The following is a 23,368-nucleotide window of genomic DNA, read 5'->3' on the forward strand; positions in this document are numbered from 1 at the left end:
ACAACTACAACGTCGGCTGGATAAGGCGAAGCCCACATCCTCTAAATCATCGTTAACAGGTAACCTCCGTGCTAAACAAACTTTCTCGTCTGCTGGATGAAGCAGGAATTTCGCTCACCGATCACCAGAAAAACCAGCTTGTGGCGTACGTAGATATGCTGCACAAATGGAATAAGGCATACAACCTGACCTCCGTTCGTGACCCTAATGAGATGTTGGTGCGCCACATTCTCGACAGCATCGTGGTTGCGCCGTCTCTGAAAGGCGAACGCTTTATCGATGTCGGTACAGGCCCTGGTCTACCGGGGATTCCGCTGTCCATCGTGCGTCCAGATGCGCATTTTACGCTGCTGGATAGTCTGGGTAAGCGCGTACGCTTCCTGCGTCAGGTGCAGCATGAGCTTGCGCTGACAAACGTTACGCCGGTGCAGAGTCGTGTTGAGGATTTCCCCGCCGAGCCGCCGTTTGACGGGGTTATCAGCCGTGCATTTGCTTCACTGACCGATATGGTCAACTGGTGTCACCATCTGCCGGGCAAAGAAGGGCGTTTTTATGCACTTAAGGGCCAACTGCCTGAAGATGAAATTACGCAGCTTCCAGTAGCGTTCAGCGTTGAATCCGTTGTTGAACTACGGGTTCCTCAGTTGGAAGGGGAGCGTCATTTGGTGATAATTACACCAAATAAAATTTAATTTTTATCAAAAAAAATGGAAAAAAAATGCGGTTTCAGGTGTTAACAAATGCGTTATTCGCAGTACCTGTGAACCGTTTAATTTAACGATAGCTTAACTTGTTTTTATCTTGATAGTAACGGAGCTTTTTTTGTTAACGATAAAAATAGTAAACATGGAAAATATCAGCCTGCTATAAGTCAGGTTTGAGGCTATTTAGCTATGTTAATAAGTTATTATAAATGTCAATGAATGGTTTTTGTTCTGTATCGATGTGTTTTTAAAAGAATATGGAAATTTATTCTTACATATCAAAACGATGAGAAGTAATATTTTGCGACGTTTAATCAAAGGCTTAACTCGTAAATGTTTAATATGTGATCGTGAGCACGCTTTGTGATTGCTGTTTTCGCGGTATTTGCATTTTTGTACGATGGTTCACACTTTGACAAAATGTAGAAAAATAGCGCGAATGAAAAATATTTAAATATTTATTCACCTTTTGGCTACTTATTGTTTGAAATCACGAAGCGTCACCGTATAATTTGTCCGCTTTTTGAGGCTTGACTCCGAGCTTTAAAGAACGTTTTATACGACACGCGGCATACCTCGAAGGGAGCAGGAGTTCAAACGTGATGTCTATGTCGCTCGTGAGTCGAAACGTTGCTCGTAAGCTTCTGTCTATTCAGCTTCTGGCAGTGGTAGCAAGTGGATTGCTGTTCAGCCTTAAAGACCCCTTCTGGGGCATCTCCGCTGTTTGTGGAGGCCTGGCAGTGTTACTGCCTAATATGTTGTTTATGATTTTTGCCTGGCGTCACCAGGTACATACTCCCGCTAAAGGCCTGGTGGCCTGGACGTTCGCTTTTGGTGAAGCGTTTAAGGTGCTGGCGATGTTAGTGTTGCTGATAGTGGCGCTGGCGGTATTGAAGGCGGTATTTACACCGCTAATAGTGACATGGATTTTGGTGCTAGTGGTTCAGATACTGGCACCTGCTGTAATTAACAACAAAGGGTAAAGGCATCATGGCTTCAGAAAATATGACGCCGCAGGATTACATAGGGCACCACCTGAATAACCTTCAGCTGGACCTGCGTACATTCTCGCTGGTAGATCCGCATAACCCCCCAGCCACCTTCTGGACGCTCAATATTGACTCCATGTTCTTCTCGGTGGTTCTGGGTCTGTTGTTCCTGCTTACGTTCCGTAGCGTTGCCAAAAAAGCAACCAGCGGCGTACCAGGCAAATTTCAGACCGCGATTGAGCTGGTAATCGGCTTTGTTCATGGCAGTGTCAAAGACATGTACCATGGCAAAAGCAAGGTTATCGCTCCGCTAGCCCTGACGATTTTCGTCTGGGTATTCCTGATGAACTTGATGGACTTACTGCCTATCGACCTGCTGCCGTACATTGGCGAGCATATCCTTGGTCTGCCTGCACTGCGTGTGGTTCCGTCTGCTGACGTGAACATCACTCTGTCGATGGCTCTGGGCGTGTTTATCCTGATTTTGTTCTACAGCATCAAAATGAAAGGCATCGGTGGCTTCACGAAAGAGTTGACGCTTCAGCCGTTCAATCACTGGGCATTTATTCCTGTCAACTTAATCCTTGAAGGGGTAAGCCTGCTGTCCAAACCAGTTTCTCTTGGTCTGCGACTGTTCGGTAATATGTATGCCGGTGAGCTGATTTTCATTCTGATTGCTGGTCTGTTGCCGTGGTGGTCACAGTGGATTCTGAATGTGCCGTGGGCCATTTTCCACATCCTGATTATTACGCTGCAAGCCTTCATCTTCATGGTTCTGACGATCGTCTATCTGTCGATGGCGTCTGAAGAGCATTAATTTACCAATACTACTACGTTTTAACTGAAACAAACTGGAGATTGTCATGGAAAACCTGAATGTTGATCTGCTGTACATGGCTGCCGCTTTGATGATGGGTCTGGCGGCAATCGGTGCTGCGATCGGTATCGGCATCCTCGGGGGCAAATTCCTGGAAGGCGCAGCGCGTCAACCGGATCTGATTCCACTGCTGCGTACTCAGTTCTTTATCGTTATGGGTCTGGTGGATGCTATCCCAATGATCGCTGTTGGTCTGGGTCTGTACGTGATGTTTGCTGTCGCGTAGTAAGCGTTGCTTTGAATTAAGTAAGAGCAATATCAGAACGTTAACTAGATAAGAGGCATTGTGCTGTGAATCTTAACGCAACAATCCTCGGCCAGGCCATCGCGTTTGTCCTGTTCGTTCTGTTCTGCATGAAATACGTATGGCCGCCGTTAATGGCTGCCATCGAAAAACGTCAAAAAGAAATTGCTGACGGTCTTTCTTCTGCAGAACGAGCTAAAAAGGATTTGGACCTTGCACAGGCCAATGCGACCGACCAGCTGAAAAAAGCGAAAGCGGAAGCCCAGGTAATCATCGAGCAGGCGAACAAACGTCGCTCTCAGATTCTGGACGAAGCTAAAGCTGAAGCAGAACAGGAACGTACTAAAATCGTGGCACAAGCTCAGGCTGAAATCGACGCTGAGCGTAAACGTGCTCGTGAAGAGCTGCGTAAGCAAGTCGCTATCCTGGCTGTTGCTGGCGCCGAGAAGATCATCGAACGTTCCGTGGATGAAGCTGCTAACAGCGACATCGTGGATAAACTTGTCGCTGAACTGTAAGGAGGGAGGGGCTGATGTCTGAATTTGTTACGGTAGCTCGCCCCTACGCCAAAGCAGCTTTTGACTTTGCCGTCGAACACAACTGTGTAGAACACTGGCAGGACATGCTGGCGTTTGCCGCCGAAGTGACGAAGAACGAACAAATGACAGAGCTTTTGTCTGGTGCACTGGCACCGGAAACGCTCTCAACGTCGTTTATCGCTGTTTGTGGTGAGCAACTGGACGAAAATGGTCAGAACCTGATTAAGGTTATGGCTGAAAATGGTCGTCTGAAAGTGCTCCCTGATGTTCTTGAGCAGTTTGTTCACCTGCGCGCCGCGAGTGAGGCTACCTCTGAGGTAGAAGTCACTTCCGCCACCGCATTGAGTGAAGAACAGCTTGCGAAAATCAGCGCCGCGATGGAAAAGCGTCTGTCACGCAAAGTTAAGCTGAATTGCAAAATCGATAAGTCTGTAATGGCAGGTGTTATCATCCGTGCGGGTGATATGGTCATTGATGGTAGCGTACGCAGCCGTCTTGATCGCCTTGCAGACGTCTTGCAGTCTTAAGGGGACTGGAGCATGCAACTGAATTCCACCGAAATCAGCGAACTGATCAAGCAGCGCATTGCTCAGTTCAATGTGGTGAGCGAAGCTCACAACGAAGGTACTATTGTTTCTGTAAGTGACGGTGTTATCCGCATTCACGGCCTTGCCGATTGTATGCAGGGTGAGATGATTTCCCTGCCGGGTAACCGTTACGCTATCGCACTGAACCTGGAGCGCGACTCCGTAGGTGCAGTTGTGATGGGTCCATACTCTGACCTCGCCGAAGGCATGACGGTTAAGTGTACGGGTCGTATCCTGGAAGTTCCGGTTGGCCGTGGCCTGCTGGGCCGTGTGGTTAACACCCTGGGTGCGCCAATCGATGGTAAAGGTGCGCTGGATAACGACGGCTTCTCTGCTGTTGAAGCAATCGCACCGGGCGTAATCGAACGTCAATCCGTAGATCAGCCGGTTCAGACCGGTTATAAATCTGTTGATGCCATGATCCCAATCGGTCGTGGTCAGCGTGAATTGATCATCGGTGACCGTCAGACCGGTAAAACCGCGCTGGCAATCGACGCCATCATCAACCAACGTGATTCCGGCATCAAGTGTGTCTACGTGGCTATCGGCCAGAAAGCGTCCACCATTTCTAACGTGGTACGTAAACTGGAAGAACACGGCGCGCTGGCTAACACCATCGTTGTTGTGGCAACCGCGTCTGAATCCGCTGCACTGCAATATCTGGCGCCATATGCCGGTTGTGCAATGGGCGAATACTTCCGCGACCGTGGGGAAGATGCGCTGATCATTTACGATGACCTGTCTAAACAGGCTGTCGCATACCGTCAGATTTCCCTGCTGCTCCGTCGTCCACCAGGACGTGAAGCATTCCCAGGCGACGTATTCTACCTCCACTCCCGTCTGTTGGAGCGTGCTGCGCGTGTTAACGCCGACTACGTCGAAGCCTTCACTAAAGGTGAAGTGAAAGGGAAAACCGGCTCTCTGACCGCTCTGCCGATTATCGAAACCCAAGCGGGTGACGTTTCTGCGTTCGTTCCGACCAACGTAATCTCCATTACCGATGGTCAGATCTTCCTGGAAACCAACCTGTTTAACGCCGGTATTCGTCCTGCGGTTAACCCTGGTATCTCCGTATCCCGTGTGGGTGGTGCTGCTCAGACCAAGATCATGAAGAAACTGTCCGGTGGTATCCGTACCGCTCTGGCACAGTATCGTGAACTGGCAGCGTTCTCCCAGTTTGCATCTGACCTTGACGATGCAACCCGTAAGCAGCTGGACCACGGTCAGAAAGTAACTGAACTGCTGAAACAGAAACAGTACGCGCCGATGTCTGTCGCGCAACAAGCTCTGGTTCTGTATGCAGCAGAACGTGGTTATCTGGCGGATGTTGAACTGGCGAAAATCGGTAGCTTCGAAGCCGCTCTGCTGGCTTACGTTGACCGTGATCACGCTCCGTTGATGCAAGAGATCAACCAGTCCGGTGGCTATAACGACGAAATCGAAGGCAAGCTGAAAGGCATCCTCGATTCCTTCAAAGCAACCCAGTCCTGGTAAAGTCTGACGGCCTGTCTTAGGGCAGGCCGTAGGCATTGAGGAGAAGCTCATGGCCGGCGCAAAAGAGATACGTAGTAAGATCGCAAGCGTCCAGAACACGCAAAAGATCACTAAAGCGATGGAGATGGTCGCCGCTTCCAAAATGCGTAAATCGCAGGATCGCATGGCGGCCAGCCGTCCTTATGCAGAAACCATGCGCAAAGTGATTGGTCACCTTGCGAACGGTAATCTGGAATATAAGCACCCGTACCTGGAAGAACGCGACGTTAAACGCGTGGGCTACCTGGTGGTGTCTACCGACCGTGGTCTGTGCGGTGGTTTGAACATTAACCTGTTCAAGAAACTGCTGGCGGATATGAAGGCATGGTCCGAAAAAGGCGTTCAGTGCGACCTCGCAATGATCGGCTCTAAAGGTGTGTCCTTCTTTAATACCGTAGGTGGCAATGTTGTCGCTCAGGTTACTGGTATGGGCGATAAACCTGCCCTGTCCGAACTGATCGGTCCGGTAAAAGTGATGTTGCAGGCCTACGACGAAGGTCGTCTGGACAAGCTTTATATTGTCAGCAACAAATTTATTAACACCATGTCTCAGACTCCGACTATCACTCAACTGCTGCCGCTGCCGGCATCAGAAGATGAAGAACTGAAGCGGAAATCCTGGGATTACCTGTATGAGCCAGATCCGAAAGCGCTGCTGGATACCCTGCTGCGTCGTTATGTCGAATCTCAGGTTTATCAGGGCGTGGTAGAAAACCTGGCCAGCGAGCAGGCCGCACGTATGGTGGCGATGAAAGCCGCGACCGACAATGGCGGCAGCCTGATTAAAGAGCTGCAGTTGGTATACAACAAAGCTCGTCAGGCCAGCATTACTCAGGAACTCACCGAGATCGTCGGTGGTGCATCCGCGGTATAACCAGGTTAATTCGTAGAGGATTCAAGATGGCTACTGGAAAAATTGTCCAGGTAATCGGCGCCGTAGTTGACGTCGAATTCCCTCAGGATTCCGTACCGCGCGTGTACGAAGCTCTTGAGGTACAGAATGGTAATGAAGTTCTGGTGCTGGAAGTTCAGCAGCAGCTCGGCGGCGGTATCGTACGTACCATCGCAATGGGTTCTTCCGATGGTCTGCGTCGTGGTCTGGAAGTTAAAGACCTTGAGCACCCGATCGAAGTCCCGGTAGGTAAAGCAACGTTGGGTCGTATCATGAACGTACTGGGTCAACCGGTAGACATGAAAGGCGACATCGGCGAAGAAGAGCGTTGGGCTATCCACCGCGCAGCACCATCCTATGAAGAGCTGTCAAACTCTCAGGAACTGCTGGAAACCGGCATCAAAGTTATCGACCTGATGTGTCCGTTCGCGAAGGGCGGTAAAGTCGGTCTGTTCGGTGGTGCGGGTGTTGGTAAAACTGTAAACATGATGGAGCTGATCCGTAACATCGCGATCGAGCACTCCGGTTACTCTGTGTTTGCAGGCGTGGGTGAACGTACTCGTGAGGGTAACGACTTCTACCACGAAATGACCGACTCCAACGTTATCGACAAAGTATCCCTGGTGTATGGCCAGATGAACGAGCCACCGGGAAACCGTCTGCGCGTTGCACTGACCGGCCTGACCATGGCTGAGAAATTCCGTGACGAAGGCCGTGACGTTCTGCTGTTCGTCGATAACATCTACCGTTATACCCTGGCCGGTACAGAAGTATCTGCACTGCTGGGTCGTATGCCTTCTGCGGTAGGTTATCAGCCGACTCTGGCGGAAGAGATGGGTGTTCTTCAGGAACGTATCACCTCTACCAAAACCGGTTCTATCACCTCCGTACAGGCGGTATACGTACCTGCGGATGACTTGACTGACCCATCCCCAGCAACCACCTTTGCTCACTTAGATGCAACCGTGGTACTGAGCCGTCAGATCGCGTCTCTGGGTATCTACCCAGCCGTTGACCCGCTGGACTCCACCAGCCGTCAGCTGGATCCGCTGGTTGTTGGTCAGGAACACTACGACACCGCGCGTGGCGTTCAGTCCATCCTGCAGCGTTATCAGGAACTGAAAGACATCATCGCCATCCTGGGTATGGATGAACTGTCTGAAGAAGATAAACTGGTGGTAGCACGCGCTCGTAAAATTCAGCGTTTCCTGTCCCAGCCGTTCTTCGTAGCAGAAGTATTTACCGGTTCTCCGGGCAAATACGTTGCGCTGAAAGACACCATCCGTGGCTTTAAAGGCATCATGGACGGCGAATACGATCACCTGCCGGAGCAGGCGTTCTACATGGTCGGTTCCATTGACGAAGCAGTGGAAAAAGCCAAAAAACTTTAACGCCTTAATCGGAGGGTGATATGGCAATGACTTACCACCTGGACGTCGTCAGCGCAGAGCAACAAATGTTCTCTGGTCTGGTCGAAAAAATCCAGGTAACGGGTAGCGAAGGTGAGCTGGGTATTTACCCAGGGCACGCACCGCTGCTCACCGCCATTAAGCCTGGTATGATTCGCATCGTTAAACAGCACGGTCATGAAGAGTTTATCTATCTGTCCGGCGGCATTCTTGAAGTGCAGTCTGGCACAGTGACCGTTCTGGCTGATACCGCGATTCGCGGCCAGGATCTCGACGAAGCGCGAGCTCTGGAAGCGAAACGTAAGGCCGAAGAGCACATTAAGAGCTCTCATGGTGACGTGGATTACGCTCAGGCGTCTGCGGAACTGGCCAAAGCGATCGCTAAACTGCGCGTTATCGAGTTGACCAAAAAAGCGATGTAACACCGGCTTGAAAGTCAAAAAGCCAGTCTGGTTTCCAGGCTGGCTTTTTTTATGTCTTGTTTTAGTTTAAATGAAACTGAAAAAGTGTTTTAAATATTTTGTGATTTGAGTCACAAAACTGTTGATCGATAAAAATGAGAGGAGTAGACTTCGTTTTGTGATGAGAATCACAGAAATTAACGCTACTATCGCAGGATAAAAACCATGAAACTGATCAACAAAATCATCGCACTTTTCAGCTCTATGAACATTTCTTTCGGTACCTTCAATCTGTAATGGTATCCGCTCTGGCCGCGTGATGCGGGTCAGACAACGTTCTGTAAGACGCTGTACCGCTAACGAAAACCACAACACATGCGGTGTTTAACAGAACCAAAATGAAGAAGGTCGCCTGATGGCGACCTTTGTATTTTCTGGTATAGCGACCATCATCTGATGAATCAGGCCGACCAAATTAATCCTTAGCCAGAAAGTTTCCGGTGTTAAAGCTGCCGTCGGCGTTGCGCTCCAGCGGCTGTGGTAAGGTCAGCGACTGAAAATCTCCCGCACGCAGTTCCTTTCCTTCGGCATTCACGCTTTTGCCTTTCTCAATAAAGTAGTTAGTGGCATCAATATTCCCCACTACGGCATCGTCGTATTTCCCCGGCTGGCTGCGCAGTGAAATGTTATCGCTGAACACACCTTGAGTTGCGGCATCGCCGTATGGGCTTGGGCGGAAGATAAAGTTAAAACGCTGATTATCAACGGCAACGTTATTCACCACCACCAGCTTGCCTGGGTTAAAGTTATCGGTGAACCCATCAAGATGGTTACCCACGGCAATGCTGTTGCGAATTTCGTGAGCGACAGGCTGGCCTTCTCCACCTAGCTTAAAGCCATTGCTGGTGTTATCGCGGGCAATGGAGTTCTCAATCACCACCACGCCGTTTGCGCCGTCCTCAATCTTATTGAACAGATCGAAACCGTCGTCGATGTTGTCGTGCGAGTAGCAGCCCTCAAGACGGTTACCTTCGCCCACCCGCATCTTCACGGCAAAACCATCGGCGTTGATCTTGCCCGGATCTTCATTACGGTAAGACTCGGCGTTCACCACGCGGTTATGGCTTGCCCACAGCGGGCGACCGATTTTATCGACGGAAGATATTTGAATCCCGGTATCGTCGTTATGATAAGCCACCACATTTTCAATCAGGTTATGGCTGCCCTGAATACGCAGGCTTTTCTCGGTAATATCAATCCCGCGAATAGTCCAGTAGCTGGCGTCCAGCAGCATTCCGTGAATGACCGCTTTACCCGTTGCCTCCAGCGTTTTGTGGCCATTCTCAAGACCGCTGGCGCTGATTGGGATATCGGTTTTCGGGTAATTACCGGCGGCCAGAATTATTTTTCCGCCCGGCGGTAGCAGGCTGATCGCGGTGGTTAATGTCATCGGTGATTCAGCCGTGCCTTTAGCATCCGCTTTACCGTCCGCTGCAACGTACAGTGTGCTGGCCGAAGTGGTGTTCTCCTGGCTTACCGTAAACTGCTGCTCTACCGGCGTGCTGTCGCTACCGCTGGTGGGCGTAAAGGTAATCTGGAATCTATTTTTATCTTTAAGTGTGGCGGGCAGTGTAAACATCTCACCCGCTTTCACCGGTTTATTCTCCCCGATAACTACTTCATTGTGGCGAACGGTGAACAGCCCATCATAGTTGGCTCGTGCCTGTAGCGTATAATTCTGGCTCAGGCTCTTTGACCCCGATGCAATTTGCATCACCACAGGCCAGGATTTAGCAACGAACGGTTTCGAGGTGACTGTTTTCGCTGTCGAGGTGGTCAGAGAGGCATCGCTAACGGTGATTTTGGCGTTACGTGATGCAAAGAAACCGACGTAATACTGTTTTTTATCCAGCACGGAGATAAGGTCAGCGGCGGGTACTTGCTGAGTGACCCACTCCTCGCTACCCGCCGGAGCCCAGGCGGTGATAAAGCCATCGTTAGTGCGCTCGAGCTTTAGGCGGAACGTTGGCGACTGACGCAGGTCGATACCCTCTTTGTAGCTCACCTTTTTAATTTCAGCTCCGGCGTTCCCCCACGGCTGCACAACTCCATTGCGTGAAATAGCTTGTAGCTTAACGTGCTCATGGTCTTTTTTATCTTGCGTCATAATGGCGTTCATCACCATGTTTGACGCCGCTGGAAACTCTTCATAGCCCTCTTTCAACGGTTCCTGGCGTGGGACACCAATAATATCGCGCACCAGCAAGCCTGCCCCTTCTTGAGCGGCTGGTTTTGCGCCATTCTCCGGGCCGAACTGGTTGACGGTCACTGTTGCTGCCAGCACAAAGTTTTCATCCGTTGGCAGCGTGGTGTAGAAAAATGTCAGGCCATCGTGTGAGTTGGCAATTTTGCCGCCACGGCTTTCAATCGTGATGGGCTTACTGAGGTCTGCCACCTGCTGTGGGGTCAATGTTTTGCCGTCGATGGTGACATTATTGACGCCCACTTTTTCCGGCAGAACGTTGGAGGAGAAGTTAACGTCGGTGGATTGCCCAAAGGCTATCGCCTTCCATTGCTGGGCTGGGTGAGCCTGCGCCGAAAGAGAGAGCGCTGCGCTACAGAGAGTTAGAGCCAGAGGTATCTTATTGTTCATATTATCTTCCTGAATGATGATTCAGCATGATTATCACTAAATCAAAACACTGTTTCTTTTTTGTACGTCACAATAATGATCAAATAAAACACTGTTTTGATTTTTACTAGCCTTTATTCAGGTAGCAAAAGAACAGCATAAGCAGAGAGATAGCGTGTAATTCGGCCTCCGGTCTGATTTCTTACAAGACAAATGGTTTTGATATGGACGAAAATAAGCACAGAAAAACCGTACGCAAGGCTATGTTGAACGTTTTATAATCAGACCATTTCATGGCGAAAAATATGTAGAATTTTCAACGTGAAAGCGGTTTACTTCATTCTTAATTTACAGACAGGATACCTATGTCTAACCGTACCATGAGCGTTGTGATCCTTGCCGCAGGCAAAGGCACTCGCATGTATTCCGAACTTCCTAAAGTGCTGCATACCCTGGCGGGTAAACCGATGGTGCAGCATGTCATTGATGCTGCTAATCATGTTGGCGCAAGCCAGGTTCATCTGGTGTATGGCCACGGCGGTGATTTACTCAAGCAGACGTTAACGGATAGCAACCTCAACTGGGTGCTACAGGCCGAGCAATTAGGCACAGGCCATGCGATGCAGCAGGCTGCGCCGTTCTTTGCCGATGACGAAGATATTCTGATGCTGTACGGCGATGTTCCGCTGATCTCGGTTGAAACGCTGCAACGCTTGCGTGACGCTAAACCACAGGGCGGCATCGGCCTGTTGACGGTTAAACTTGATGACCCTAGCGGTTATGGCCGTATCACCCGTGAAAATGGCAAAGTGACCGGTATCGTGGAACATAAAGACGCGACCGATGAGCAGCGTTTAATTCCTGAAATCAACACCGGTATCCTGATTGCCAATGGCGCAGATATGAAGCGCTGGCTGGCGAACCTCGACAACAACAATGCGCAGGGCGAGTTTTATATCACCGATATTATCGCTATGGCCTACCAGGAAGGGCGTGAGATTGTCGCCGTGCATCCTGACCGCCTGAGCGAAGTTGAAGGGGTGAACAACCGCTTACAACTGGCGCGTCTGGAACGTGTTTACCAGGCCGAGCAGGCAGAAAAACTGCTGCTGGCGGGCGTTATGTTGCGTGATCCGGCGCGTTTTGACCTGCGCGGTACGTTATCTCACGGGCGTGATGTTGAAATTGATACTAACGTTATCCTTGAAGGCAACGTGGTGTTGGGCCATCGCGTCAAAATCGGCACGGGCTGCGTGATTAAAAATGCGGTTATCGGCGATGACTGTGAAATTAGCCCGTACAGCGTGGTAGAAGACGCCAACCTGCAAGCCGCTTGTACCATTGGGCCGTTCGCGCGTCTGCGTCCGGGCGCTGAACTGCTGGAAGGCGCACACGTCGGTAACTTTGTTGAGCTGAAAAAAGCGCGTTTGGGCAAAGGCTCGAAAGCCGGTCATCTGGCTTACCTCGGCGACGCGGAAATTGGTGACAACGTGAATATCGGCGCGGGGACGATTACCTGTAACTACGATGGCGCGAACAAGTTTAAAACCATTATCGGCGATGATGTTTTTGTCGGCTCTGATTCTCAGCTGGTGGCCCCAGTCACCATCGGTAAAGGCGTGACGATTGCCGCAGGCACAACGGTAACGCGTGATATCGCGGATAACGAACTGGTGCTAAGCCGTGTACCGCAGGTGCATAAACAAGGCTGGCAACGTCCGGTGAAGAAAAAGTAATTCAGCCGGGTTATCCCGGCAATTCTTTTGTTGGCCTGATAAGGCGTTAATGCCGTCAGGCTAACAACGGGTGAGGCGATAACATAATCTCCCGCCCAAAAGCAGTACCTATAAAAATAACCCCACTCTCTACAAGGCTCGGGGCGCCCGGAATACGGGCAACAGGTTGACCGACAACGCATGGCATAATGCCAAAATCGGAACATAAAACTATGTGTGGAATTGTTGGCGCAGTCGCGCAACGTGATGTAGCTGAAATCCTTCTCGAAGGCCTTCGTCGTTTGGAATACCGTGGCTATGACTCCGCAGGTCTGGCGGTGGTTGATAATCAAGGCCATCTGAACCGCCTGCGCCGCCTGGGCAAAGTACAGGTATTGGCGCAAGCAGCAGAAGAACACCCACTGTACGGTGGAACCGGTATCGCGCATACCCGTTGGGCGACGCACGGTGAACCTTCAGAAGGCAATGCGCATCCGCATGTTTCTGACCACATTGCGGTGGTGCATAACGGCATCATCGAAAACTACGAACCGCTGCGCGAAATGCTGCAAGCGCGTGGTTATGTCTTTGTTTCTGCCACCGATACCGAAGTTATTGCTCACCTGGTGCATTGGGAAATGGAACAGGGCGGCACGCTGCGTGAAGCCGTTTTGCGCACTATCGCGCAGCTTCGCGGTGCTTATGGCACGGTTATCATGGATTCCCGTGATCCAGGCACACTGCTGGCAGCGCGTTCTGGTAGCCCGCTGGTTATTGGTTTGGGCATGGGTGAAAACTTTATTGCTTCCGACCAACTGGCGCTGTTGCCGGTTACTCGTCGCTTTATCTTCCTGGAAGAGGGAGACATTGCGGAAGTGACGCGCCGTACCGTTAGTGTGTTCGATAAAACTGGTGAATCTGTAACGCGCCAGGAAATCGAATCTAACCTGACGTATGACGCTGGCGACAAAGGCATCTATCGCCACTACATGCAGAAAGAGATTTACGAACAGCCGAACGCGATCAAAAACACCTTATCTGGGCGCATCAGCCACGGAGAGGTCGATTTAAGCGAGCTGGGGCCAGAGGGGGATGCGCTGCTCTCGAAGGTAGAACATATCCAGATTATCGCCTGTGGTACGTCTTATAACTCCGGCATGGTGGCGCGTTATTGGTTTGAATCGCTGGCGGGTATGCCGTGCGATGTCGAAATCGCCTCGGAATTCCGCTATCGCAAATCGGCCGTTCGCCCGAACAGCCTGGTGATCACGCTGTCGCAGTCCGGTGAAACCGCCGATACTCTGGCAGGCCTGCGCTTAACCAAAGAGCTGGGCTACTTAGGATCGTTGGCGATTTGTAACGTTGCGGGTTCCTCGCTGGTGCGTGAATCCGATCTGGCGATTATGACCAACGCTGGTGCTGAAATTGGCGTTGCTTCGACGAAAGCTTTTACCACTCAGTTGACGGTCTTGCTGTTGCTGGTGGCGAAAATGGCGCACCTGAAAGGCCAGGATGCCTCCGTTGAGCATGACATTGTGCATGGCCTGCAAGCGTTACCAAACCGCATTGAGCAGATGCTGTCGCAGGACAAACGCATTGAAGCTCTGGCGGAAGATTTCTCTGATAAGCACCATGCGCTGTTCCTGGGGCGTGGCGATCAGTACCCGATCGCGCTGGAAGGCGCACTGAAGCTCAAAGAAATCTCTTATATTCATGCGGAAGCCTACGCTGCAGGCGAGCTGAAGCATGGCCCGCTGGCGCTGATTGATGCCGAAATGCCGGTTATCGTGGTTGCACCAAACAATGAACTGTTGGAAAAACTGAAATCCAACATTGAAGAAGTGCGCGCGCGTGGCGGTGAACTGTATGTGTTTGCCGATCAAGACGCGGCGTTCACCGATAGCGACAATATGCACATCATTGAAATGCCGCATGTCGAAGAAGTGATTGCGCCTATCTTCTACACCGTTCCATTGCAACTGCTGGCCTATCATGTGGCGCTGATTAAAGGCACCGACGTGGATCAGCCGCGTAACCTGGCGAAGTCTGTGACGGTTGAATAATCGTCACAAATAACCTATCAATCCGGTTGTGCTGTCGGCATAGCCGGATTTTTTATCCTCTGCTATACCTGTCATAAAACCCCGTCAATTGGCTGTCATAAAAAGAAAATTTTTCTGCCGTTTCACGGTAATGAAATTATTTATCTTTATGATTTTTCTGGCTTTAATTCTTTTGTTTTTTGTGTGGCTTTGGTTGTCATAAAACTGTCATATTCCATACATATAACTGTCACCTGTTTGTCCTATTTTGCTCAGAGTAGCCACTCAAACAATCATTTACGGATTCTTGCAGGAGACATTATGAAAGTTATGCGTACCACTGTCGCAACTGTTGTCGCCGCGACCTTATCGATGAGCGCTTTCTCTGCTTTCGCAGCAGCAAGCCTGACAGGTGCAGGTGCAACTTTTCCTGCGCCGGTGTATGCCAAATGGGCGGATACCTACCAGAAAGAGACCGGCAACAAGGTTAACTATCAGGGTATCGGCTCCTCCGGTGGCGTAAAGCAAATTACCGCAAACACCGTTGATTTCGGCGCATCCGATGCCCCGTTGTCTGACGAAAAACTGGCGCAGGAAGGCCTGTTCCAGTTCCCGACCGTTATCGGCGGTGTAGTGCTGGCTGTTAACATCCCTGGCCTGAAATCAGGCGAGCTGGTGCTGGATGGCAAAACCCTGGGGGATATCTACCTCGGCAAAATTAAGAAGTGGGATGATGAAGCCATCACCAAACTGAACCCTGGCGTTAAACTGCCTTCACAGAACATCGCCGTTGTGCGCCGTGCTGATGGTTCCGGTACTTCCTTCGTCTTCACCAGCTACCTGGCGAAAGTGAACGAAGAGTGGAAATCTAAAGTGGGTTCCGGTTCTACCGTGAACTGGCCGACCGGTCTGGGCGGCAAAGGTAACGACGGTATCGCAGCATTCGTCCAGCGTCTGCCGGGCGCGATTGGTTACGTTGAATATGCTTACGCTAAGCAGAACAGCCTGGCCTACACCAAACTGATTTCTGCCGATGGCAAAGCGGTTAGCCCGACGGAAGAAAACTTCGCTAACGCTGCAAAAGGCGCTGACTGGAGCAAATCTTTCGCTCAGGACTTGACCAACCAGAAAGGTGAAGGCGCATGGCCGATTACCTCCACCACCTTCATCCTGGTGCACAAAGAGCAGAAGAAACCAGAGCAGGGCGCTGAAGTGCTGAAGTTCTTTGACTGGGCTTACAAAAACGGTGGCAAACAGGCTAACGAGCTGGATTATGCTACCCTGCCGGCAAGCGTGGTTGAGCAGGTTCGTGCTGCATGGAAGACCAGCGTAAAAGATAGCAGCGGTAAAGCGCTGTACTAATAGGCAATATTAGCGAGTTGGCGGATGGCGCTACGCTTATCTGCCCTACGGTTCCGACTGTAGGCCGGATAAGCGTAGCGCCATCCGGCATGGGCAACATCGTAAACGAGTTAACGGAAAGAGTAATTTATGGCTGCAACTAAGCCTGCTTTTAACCCTCCGGGTAAAAAGGGTGACATGATATTCAGCGCGCTGGTAAGACTGGCTGCGCTGATTGTGCTATTGATGTTGGGCGGGATTATCGTCTCTCTGGTCATCTCTTCCTGGCCCAGTATGGAGAAGTTCGGTTTCGCCTTCCTGTGGACCAAAGAGTGGGATGCGCCTAACGACATCTACGGCGCGTTAGTACCCATTTACGGTACGCTCGTCACCTCCGTTATCGCCTTGCTGATTGCCGTTCCGGTCAGCTTCGGCATCGCACTTTTCCTGACTGAACTCGCCCCCAACTGGCTCAAACGCCCGTTAGGTATCGCGATTGAACTGTTGGCGGCGATCCCGAGTATCGTGTACGGCATGTGGGGTCTGTTTATCTTTGCTCCGCTGTTCGCCACTTACTTCCAGGAACCCGTGGGCAACATCCTTTCTAACATCCCGTTTGTCGGTGCTCTGTTCTCCGGCCCGGCGTTTGGTATCGGTATTCTGGCGGCTGGGGTTATCCTCGCCATTATGATTATTCCGTATATCTCTGCCGTTATGCGTGATGTGTTCGAACAAACCCCAGTGATGATGAAAGAGTCGGCCTACGGCATCGGCTGCACCACGTGGGAAGTTATCTGGCGCATTGTCCTGCCGTTCACCAAAAACGGGGTGATTGGTGGTGTCATGCTTGGCCTTGGCCGCGCGCTGGGTGAAACCATGGCGGTGACCTTTATCATCGGTAACACCTACCAGCTCGACAGCGCTTCGCTGTATATGCCGGGCAACAGCATCACCTCCGCGCTGGCGAATGAGTTTGCCGAAGCGGAATCTGGCCTGCATGTCTCAGCACTGATGGAACTGGGTCTTATCCTGTTTGCGATTACCTTTATCGTGCTGGCGGCATCGAAGTTTATGATTATGCGCCTGGCGAAAAATGAGGGGACACGCTCATGACAACGCTGGAAATGCAAAACACCGCTGCGCTGGCGGAGTCCCGCCGCAAGATGCAGGCGAAGCGCCGCATGAAAAACCGCATTGCGCTGACGCTCTCAATGGCGACGATGATCTTCGGTCTGTTCTGGCTGGTGTGGATCTTGATGGCCACCATTACGCGTGGTATCGACGGCATGTCGCTGGCGCTATTCACCGAAATGACGCCGCCGCCGAACACCGCAGGTGGTGGCCTGGCGAACGCCCTGGCGGGCAGTGGCCTGCTGATCCTGTGGGCGACCGTTTTCGGTACGCCGCTTGGCATTATGGCCGGTATCTACCTGGCGGAGTACGGGCGCAAATCCTGGCTGGCTGAGGTTATCCGCTTCATTAACGACATTCTGCTGTCCGCGCCGTCTATCGTAGTGGGGCTGTTCGTCTACACCATTGTGGTTGCACAGATGCAGCACTTCTCCGGTTGGGCAGGCGTAATTGCACTGGCGTTATTGCAGGTGCCTATCGTCATTCGTACGACCGAGAACATGTTGAAACTGGTGCCGGATAGCCTGCGTGAAGCGGCTTACGCACTGGGGACGCCAAAGTGGAAGATGATCTCCGCGATAACGCTAAAAGCGTCTATCTCCGGGATTATGACCGGTATCCTGCTGGCTATCGCGCGTATTGCTGGTGAAACGGCTCCGCTGCTGTTTACGGCGCTCTCGAACCAGTTCTGGAGCACGGACATGATGCAGCCTATCGCCAACCTGCCGGTCACCATCTTTAAATTTGCGATGAGCCCGTTTGCCGAATGGCAACAACTGGCCTGGGCCGGGGTATTGATTATCACCCTGTGCGTACTGCTGCTGAACATTCTGGCGCGCGTTATTTTCGCCAAGAAGAAACACGGTTAACACATTGCCGGATAGCGCGCGTTATCCGGCCTACGGTTGAACACATTTGTAGGTCTGATAAGCGAAACGCCATCAGGCATCATTTTACGGCGTGGCGGATGCGGCGCTGGATGAGGAAGAGATTGAGATGAGTATGGTTAACACCACTCCGGGTAAAATTTCAGTTCGTGACCTGAACTTCTACTACGGCAAATTCCATGCCCTGAAGAATATTAACCTGGATATTGCCAAAAACCAGGTGACGGCGTTTATCGGTCCGTCTGGCTGCGGTAAATCGACGCTGCTGCGTACCTTCAACAAAATGTTTGAACTGTACCCAGAGCAGCGCGCGGAAGGCGAAATTCTGCTGGATGGCGATAATATTCTCACCAACACCCAGGATATTGCGTTACTGCGCGCTAAAGTGGGCATGGTGTTCCAGAAGCCGACGCCGTTCCCGATGTCGATTTACGACAACATTGCTTTCGGTGTGCGTCTGTTTGAAAAGCTGTCGCGTACCGATATGGACGAGCGCGTGCAGTGGGCGCTGACCAAAGCCGCATTATGGAATGAAACCAAAGATAAATTGCACCAGAGCGGATACTCTCTTTCTGGTGGTCAGCAGCAGCGTCTGTGCATCGCGCGCGGTATCGCGATTCGCCCGGAAGTTTTGCTGCTGGATGAGCCGTGCTCTGCGCTTGACCCTATCTCTACCGGGCGCATTGAAGAGCTGATTACCGAGCTGAAAGAAGATTACACCGTCGTTATCGTGACCCATAACATGCAGCAGGCGGCGCGTTGCTCCGACCACACGGCGTTTATGTACCTGGGCGAGTTGATTGAGTTCAGCAACACGGACGATCTGTTCACTAAGCCCGCGAAGAAACAAACAGAAGATTATATTACTGGCCGCTACGGTTGATATGCCCTTCATCTTTCAGGCTGTACCCGCGTTGGCTGCCTTTACTCACCCAGTGACGCCTGGGGATTCATGCAGTTGCCGCCTTGTTACAGCCAGAAATCTTTTGGGCATCTGGAGGAACTATGGACAATCTCAATCTTAACAAACACATTTCCGGCCAGTTCAACGCCGAGCTGGAGAGCATTCGCACCCAGGTGATGACGATGGGCGGCATGGTGGAGCAGCAGCTTTCTGATGCCATCACCGCGATGCACAACCAGGATAGCGAACTGGCGAAGCGCGTTATCGATGGCGATAAGCACGTCAACATGATGGAAGTCGCGATCGACGAAGCCTGCGTGCGCATTATCGCGAAACGTCAGCCAACGGCGAGCGACCTGCGTCTGGTGATGGCGATTATCAAAACGATCGCCGAGCTGGAACGTATTGGTGACGTCGCGGATAAAATCTGCCGCACCGCGCTGGAGAAGTTCTCTCAGCAGCACCAGCCATTGCTGGTAAGCCTGGAATCACTGGGCCGCCACACGGTGCAGATGCTGCACGATGTGCTGGATGCGTTTGCGCGTATGGACTTGGATGAAGCTGTACGTATCTATCGTGAAGATAAGAAAGTTGACCAGGAATATGAAGGCATCGTGCGTCAACTGATGACCTACATGATGGAAGACCCGCGTACCATCCCAAGCGTACTGACAGCGCTGTTCTGCGCCCGTTCTATCGAACGCATCGGTGACCGCTGCCAGAATATTTGCGAATACATTTTCTACTTCGTGAAAGGGCAGGATTTCCGTCACGTGGGCGGTGATGAACTGGACAAATTGCTGGCGGGTGACGATTCGAAAGAGTAACGCCTCCTAATTTACCCAGAATAACGGGTTGTTCACTAAATCGCTGCCAGTGTAAAAATGAAGAGAACCACATCGTGGTTCTCTTTAACCCTTCTGAATTAGCCTCTCTTACCGAATGTATCGCGTTAGCGTTTTCTGATTTTTCCCCATTTCTGCCATGTGTCACACGTGAAATTATTTTCATGGTTATTATTTTCTTGCATTGCAATTCACAGGATGGTGTAGGCCTGATAATCGTACTTTTGTAAGGATAAGCTAATGAAAATAATTCCACTTGGCGTAGCGGTTACGCTCGCCCTAAGCTCTTTTGTTTATCAGGCTCAGGCAGAGTCAACGCTGCCAGGACCGGGGGAAGAAGCGCCGGTAAGTCAGTTTATTACGCGAGTTAACCCAGATAAAACCGTCACTTTCCGGCTATGGGCACCGAATGCTAAAACGGTAAATGTGGTCACGGGAGCAACCGACGAGAGCCGCGTGGCTCACCCGATGCAGAAAGATGAACGTGGTGTCTGGACGTGGACGTCTTCGGCGATGGCGCCAAATATGTATGAGTATTTTTATGATGTTGATGGCTTACGCACCATCGATCCGGGTCGCGCTCATGCCAAGCCGCAGCGCCAGGTCAATACGAGCTTACTGTTGGTTCGGGGAAGCATACTTGATGCCCGTAGAGTGCCTCATGGCGATATGAATATACTGACTTACTATTCAAATGAATTAAAGTCAGAGCGCCATCTCTATGTCTGGACGCCGCCCGGATATCAACCCTCTGAGCAGCCTTTACCCGTCCTTTATTTCTATCATGGTTTTGGCGATACGACCCTTTCGGCGATTAACCAGGGGCGCATTCCGCAAATCATGGATAATCTATTAGCGGAAGGGAAAATCAAACCGATGCTGGTGGTCGTGCTGGAAACTGAAACCGATACGCCACAAACGATCCCTGAAAATTTTCGCTATAGCGATATCCGCTCGCAGTTTTACCACCCTAATGCCAGTCTCGGCGACAGAGAGCTGATTCACGATATTATCCCACTGATTAATCAGCGTTATAATGTGCGAAAAGATGCTAACGGACGAGCGCTGGCTGGGCTTTCTCAAGGCGGATATCAGGCGCAACTCTCGGTATTTAAACACCCTGAAACCTTTGGCTGGCTGGGCTTGTTCAGCGCGGTAACGACGATCACCGTGCCGGATAGCGACGTCGCTTTGCGTCTTAATGACCCACAGGCGGTGAATCAACAGCTCAGAAACTTCACCCTGGTGATAGGTGAAAAAGACAATGTTACAGGTAAAGATATCAAGGAATTGAAGGCGTTATTGGATAAGAAGGGGATCCATAACGACTATCAGGTCTATCCTGGTCTGGGTCATGAAATGGATGTCTGGCGGCCAGCATATATTGAGTTTGTACAAAAACTCTTTAAGTAAATAGTACGGGAGCCGCCAGCGGTTATCCTGGCGGCTAATCCAGATGTGCTGGTTTAACGCGTGATATTCCAGCCCCGTGCCTTCCACAATTCTGGTAGCTGCGCTAAATCGGTAAAAGTCGTCACTTTGGGATGATCGATAGGCTTGTTATGCGGATCGGCGCAGAAATAGAACACTTCCATTCCGGCCTCAATACCTGACTGTGCCCCCGCCGAAGAGTCATCCACCAGGATGCAGTTTTCAACGTTGACGTTCATCGCCTTTGCCGCGTGATACATCAGTGCCGGATCTGGTTTCCAGCGCTGGATATCGTAACCGCTGAACAGTTTTTCCGGGAAGTGATGCAACATCTCCAGCTTGCCCAGTGAATGCTGCATTTTGCTGACCGGGCCATTCGACACTACGCACATTGGCACACTCACCGCATCCAGCAGTGCATTAGCCCCGGAGATTACCTCTAGCTCTGTATCGAACAGGCGGGCGACCTCTGCGCGATAAACCGGTTCCAACTCTGCTGTTGCCAGGTTAACCCCGTGTTCTGCGTTAATGATGTCGATAATCTCGTAGAGCTTTACGCCTTTGAAACGTTTAAAAATCTCTTCCAGATCGAGCGTGATACCAAATGTTTTAAACATGTGGACGTAGGCCCGTGAACAGATAACTTCGCTATCAACCAGCGTACCGTCACAGTCAAAAAAAACCGCTTCAACTCCGGACATGTCATTTCCTTTTTAACAAGTTTAACGTTTACGTAATGCTGAATCGGGGGACGCAATCGTTGCCGTATAAGCAAAACCAATGAAAAAAAGTATCACCCAACCGCGCCTATTGTCGCATTTTGGTATAGGATAGCGACGAATTTTCCTTCCTTTTTTGCGGAAATAGATAATGAGTCAGCAACACACTACCCAAGCTTCTGGCCAGGGGATACTGGAGCGCGTGTTTAAACTACGCGAGCACGGCACAACGGCACGCACCGAAGTGATCGCCGGTTTTACCACCTTCCTGACGATGGTCTACATCGTTTTCGTTAACCCGCAAATTCTGGGCGTTGCCGGAATGGACACCAGTGCGGTGTTTGTTACCACCTGCCTGATTGCGGCGCTGGGCAGTATCCTGATGGGCGTATTCGCCAACCTGCCGGTGGCGCTGGCTCCCGCGATGGGCTTAAACGCCTTCTTCGCGTTTGTGGTGGTGCAGGCGATGGGCTTGCCGTGGCAGGTGGGCATGGGGGCCATCTTCTGGGGCGCAGTCGGCCTGTTGCTGTTAACTATTTTCCGCGTTCGCTACTGGATGATTGCGAACATCCCGGTGAGCCTGCGTGTGGGTATCACCAGCGGTATCGGCCTGTTTATCGGCATGATGGGGCTGAAAAATGCGGGCGTTATCGTCGCAAACCAGGACACGCTGGTGGCGATTGGTAATCTGACGTCTCACAGCGTACTGTTAGGCGTTCTGGGCTTCTTCATTATCGCTATTCTGGCGTCGCGTAATATTCATGCAGCGGTACTGGTTTCTATTGTCGTGACCACCCTGCTGGGTTGGATGATGGGCGATGTGCATTACAGCGGCATCGTTTCTGCGCCGCCAAGCGTAATGACGGTGGTGGGTCAGGTAGATTTGGCGGGGTCATTTAACCTCGGCCTGGCGGGGGTTATTTTCTCCTTCATGCTGGTTAACCTGTTCGACTCCTCTGGCACGCTGATCGGCGTAACGGATAAAGCCGGTCTGACGGATGATAAAGGTAAATTCCCACGCATGAAGCAGGCGCTGTACGTGGATAGCGTCTCCTCTGTTGCTGGCTCCTTTATCGGTACTTCTTCTGTGACGGCGTATATCGAATCTTCTTCCGGTGTTTCTGTGGGTGGCCGCACCGGCCTGACGGCGGTTGTGGTGGGCATTCTGTTTCTGCTGGTGATTTTCCTGTCGCCGCTGGCGGGAATGGTGCCGGGCTACGCGGCTGCGGGCGCGCTGATTTACGTTGGGGTGCTGATGACCTCAAGTCTGGCGCGTGTGAAGTGGGAAGACCTGACGGAATCTGTACCGGCGTTTATTACCGCAGTGATGATGCCGTTTAGCTTCTCGATTACCGAAGGCATCGCGCTGGGCTTTATCTCTTACTGCGTAATGAAGATAGGTACTGGTCGTCTGCGCGACCTGAGCCCATGTGTGATTATCGTGGCGCTGCTGTTCATTCTGAAGATTATCTTTATCGACGGGCATTAATCTCTCGCCTGTCGCGTATCAGTCGCTCTTCCCTTGTACAGGCGAAGAGCGACTTAA

General features: G+C 51.3%; 21 protein-coding genes. 19 read left to right on the forward strand and 2 right to left on the reverse strand.

Annotation, left to right across the window (positions count from 1 at the left end; all coding sequences use genetic code 11):
* Positions 1–68: 68 nt before the first annotated feature.
* The 10 genes from rsmG (at position 69) to AC6I4B_RS23305 (ending at position 8,196) form a co-directional block, all read left to right on the forward strand.
* Positions 69–692: a 16S rRNA (guanine(527)-N(7))-methyltransferase RsmG gene (rsmG, locus tag AC6I4B_RS23260; protein WP_497768502.1), complete on the forward strand. Its 624-nt coding sequence runs from the start codon at positions 69–71 to the stop codon at positions 690–692.
* A gap of 614 nt (positions 693–1,306) precedes the next feature.
* Positions 1,307–1,687, forward strand: a complete 381-nt coding sequence (gene atpI, locus AC6I4B_RS23265) for a F0F1 ATP synthase subunit I (protein WP_497768504.1) — start codon at positions 1,307–1,309, stop codon at positions 1,685–1,687.
* A gap of 7 nt (positions 1,688–1,694) precedes the next feature.
* Positions 1,695–2,510 (forward strand): F0F1 ATP synthase subunit A, encoded by an 816-nt coding sequence (gene atpB, locus AC6I4B_RS23270; RefSeq protein ID WP_497768505.1) that lies wholly within the window; start codon positions 1,695–1,697, stop codon positions 2,508–2,510.
* A gap of 46 nt (positions 2,511–2,556) precedes the next feature.
* Positions 2,557–2,796, forward strand: a complete 240-nt coding sequence (atpE, locus tag AC6I4B_RS23275) for a F0F1 ATP synthase subunit C (protein WP_497768507.1) — start codon at positions 2,557–2,559, stop codon at positions 2,794–2,796.
* Positions 2,797–2,861: 65 nt separating this feature from the next.
* A complete protein-coding gene (atpF, locus tag AC6I4B_RS23280; RefSeq protein WP_064540589.1) occupies positions 2,862–3,332 on the forward strand; it encodes a F0F1 ATP synthase subunit B in 471 nt (156 codons plus the stop codon).
* Positions 3,333–3,346: 14 nt separating this feature from the next.
* Complete coding sequence (gene atpH, locus AC6I4B_RS23285; RefSeq protein ID WP_497768509.1) at positions 3,347–3,880, forward strand: F0F1 ATP synthase subunit delta; 534 nt, start codon at positions 3,347–3,349, stop codon at positions 3,878–3,880.
* 12 nt (positions 3,881–3,892) lie between these two features.
* Positions 3,893–5,434, forward strand: coding sequence for a F0F1 ATP synthase subunit alpha (gene atpA, locus AC6I4B_RS23290; protein ID WP_497768511.1), 1,542 nt, complete (start codon positions 3,893–3,895; stop codon positions 5,432–5,434).
* Between the two features lie 49 nt (positions 5,435–5,483).
* Entirely contained in the window at positions 5,484–6,347 is an 864-nt protein-coding gene (atpG, locus tag AC6I4B_RS23295) for a F0F1 ATP synthase subunit gamma (RefSeq protein ID WP_497768513.1), read from the forward strand.
* Positions 6,348–6,373: 26 nt separating this feature from the next.
* A complete protein-coding gene (gene atpD / locus AC6I4B_RS23300; protein WP_497768515.1) occupies positions 6,374–7,756 on the forward strand; it encodes a F0F1 ATP synthase subunit beta in 1,383 nt (460 codons plus the stop codon).
* Between the two features lie 20 nt (positions 7,757–7,776).
* Entirely contained in the window at positions 7,777–8,196 is a 420-nt protein-coding gene (locus AC6I4B_RS23305) for a F0F1 ATP synthase subunit epsilon (protein WP_064540602.1), read from the forward strand.
* A 454-nt stretch (positions 8,197–8,650) separates the two neighbouring features.
* Here AC6I4B_RS23305 and AC6I4B_RS23310 read toward each other — a convergent pair whose 3' ends face one another.
* Positions 8,651–10,828 (reverse strand): right-handed parallel beta-helix repeat-containing protein, encoded by a 2,178-nt coding sequence (locus AC6I4B_RS23310; protein ID WP_497768516.1) that lies wholly within the window; start codon positions 10,826–10,828, stop codon positions 8,651–8,653.
* A 344-nt stretch (positions 10,829–11,172) separates the two neighbouring features.
* On the opposite strand from AC6I4B_RS23310, the gene glmU reads away from it, so the two are divergent.
* The 8 genes from glmU to AC6I4B_RS23350 all read left to right on the forward strand — a co-directional run bounded on the left by glmU (position 11,173) and on the right by AC6I4B_RS23350 (position 21,085).
* Positions 11,173–12,543 carry a bifunctional UDP-N-acetylglucosamine diphosphorylase/glucosamine-1-phosphate N-acetyltransferase GlmU gene (gene glmU, locus AC6I4B_RS23315; protein ID WP_497768518.1) on the forward strand — a complete coding sequence of 457 codons (1,371 nt, stop codon included), beginning with the start codon at positions 11,173–11,175 and terminating at the stop codon, positions 12,541–12,543.
* Positions 12,544–12,755: 212 nt separating this feature from the next.
* Positions 12,756–14,585, forward strand: a complete 1,830-nt coding sequence (gene glmS, locus AC6I4B_RS23320; RefSeq protein WP_497768519.1) for a glutamine--fructose-6-phosphate transaminase (isomerizing) — start codon at positions 12,756–12,758, stop codon at positions 14,583–14,585.
* Positions 14,586–14,885: 300 nt separating this feature from the next.
* On the forward strand, positions 14,886–15,926 hold the full coding sequence (gene pstS / locus AC6I4B_RS23325) for a phosphate ABC transporter substrate-binding protein PstS (RefSeq protein ID WP_497768521.1): 1,041 nt from the start codon (positions 14,886–14,888) through the stop codon (positions 15,924–15,926).
* Between the two features lie 129 nt (positions 15,927–16,055).
* The gene (pstC, locus tag AC6I4B_RS23330; RefSeq protein WP_497768523.1) at positions 16,056–17,018 is read left to right on the forward strand and encodes a phosphate ABC transporter permease PstC; all 963 of its coding nucleotides are present in this window, start codon (positions 16,056–16,058) and stop codon (positions 17,016–17,018) included.
* On the forward strand, positions 17,015–17,905 hold the full coding sequence (pstA, locus tag AC6I4B_RS23335; protein WP_497768524.1) for a phosphate ABC transporter permease PstA: 891 nt from the start codon (positions 17,015–17,017) through the stop codon (positions 17,903–17,905). Before pstC ends, pstA begins: the two co-directional genes overlap by 4 nt.
* A 127-nt stretch (positions 17,906–18,032) precedes the next feature.
* Positions 18,033–18,806 carry a phosphate ABC transporter ATP-binding protein PstB gene (gene pstB, locus AC6I4B_RS23340; protein ID WP_035893601.1) on the forward strand — a complete coding sequence of 258 codons (774 nt, stop codon included), beginning with the start codon at positions 18,033–18,035 and terminating at the stop codon, positions 18,804–18,806.
* 122 nt (positions 18,807–18,928) lie between these two features.
* Positions 18,929–19,654 (forward strand): phosphate signaling complex protein PhoU, encoded by a 726-nt coding sequence (gene phoU / locus AC6I4B_RS23345; RefSeq protein WP_497768526.1) that lies wholly within the window; start codon positions 18,929–18,931, stop codon positions 19,652–19,654.
* A 258-nt stretch (positions 19,655–19,912) separates the two neighbouring features.
* Complete coding sequence (locus AC6I4B_RS23350) at positions 19,913–21,085, forward strand: alpha/beta hydrolase-fold protein (protein ID WP_497768527.1); 1,173 nt, start codon at positions 19,913–19,915, stop codon at positions 21,083–21,085.
* Positions 21,086–21,138: 53 nt separating this feature from the next.
* On the opposite strand, the gene yieH is transcribed toward AC6I4B_RS23350, so the two are convergent.
* Complete coding sequence (gene yieH, locus AC6I4B_RS23355; RefSeq protein WP_497768529.1) at positions 21,139–21,804, reverse strand: 6-phosphogluconate phosphatase; 666 nt, start codon at positions 21,802–21,804, stop codon at positions 21,139–21,141.
* Between the two features lie 169 nt (positions 21,805–21,973).
* On the opposite strand from yieH, the gene adeP reads away from it, so the two are divergent.
* Positions 21,974–23,311 carry an adenine permease AdeP gene (gene adeP, locus AC6I4B_RS23360; protein ID WP_497768531.1) on the forward strand — a complete coding sequence of 446 codons (1,338 nt, stop codon included), beginning with the start codon at positions 21,974–21,976 and terminating at the stop codon, positions 23,309–23,311.
* The last annotated feature ends 57 nt before the right edge of the window (positions 23,312–23,368 follow it).

It is taken from the genome of Kluyvera fluvialis, from assembly GCF_059725275.1.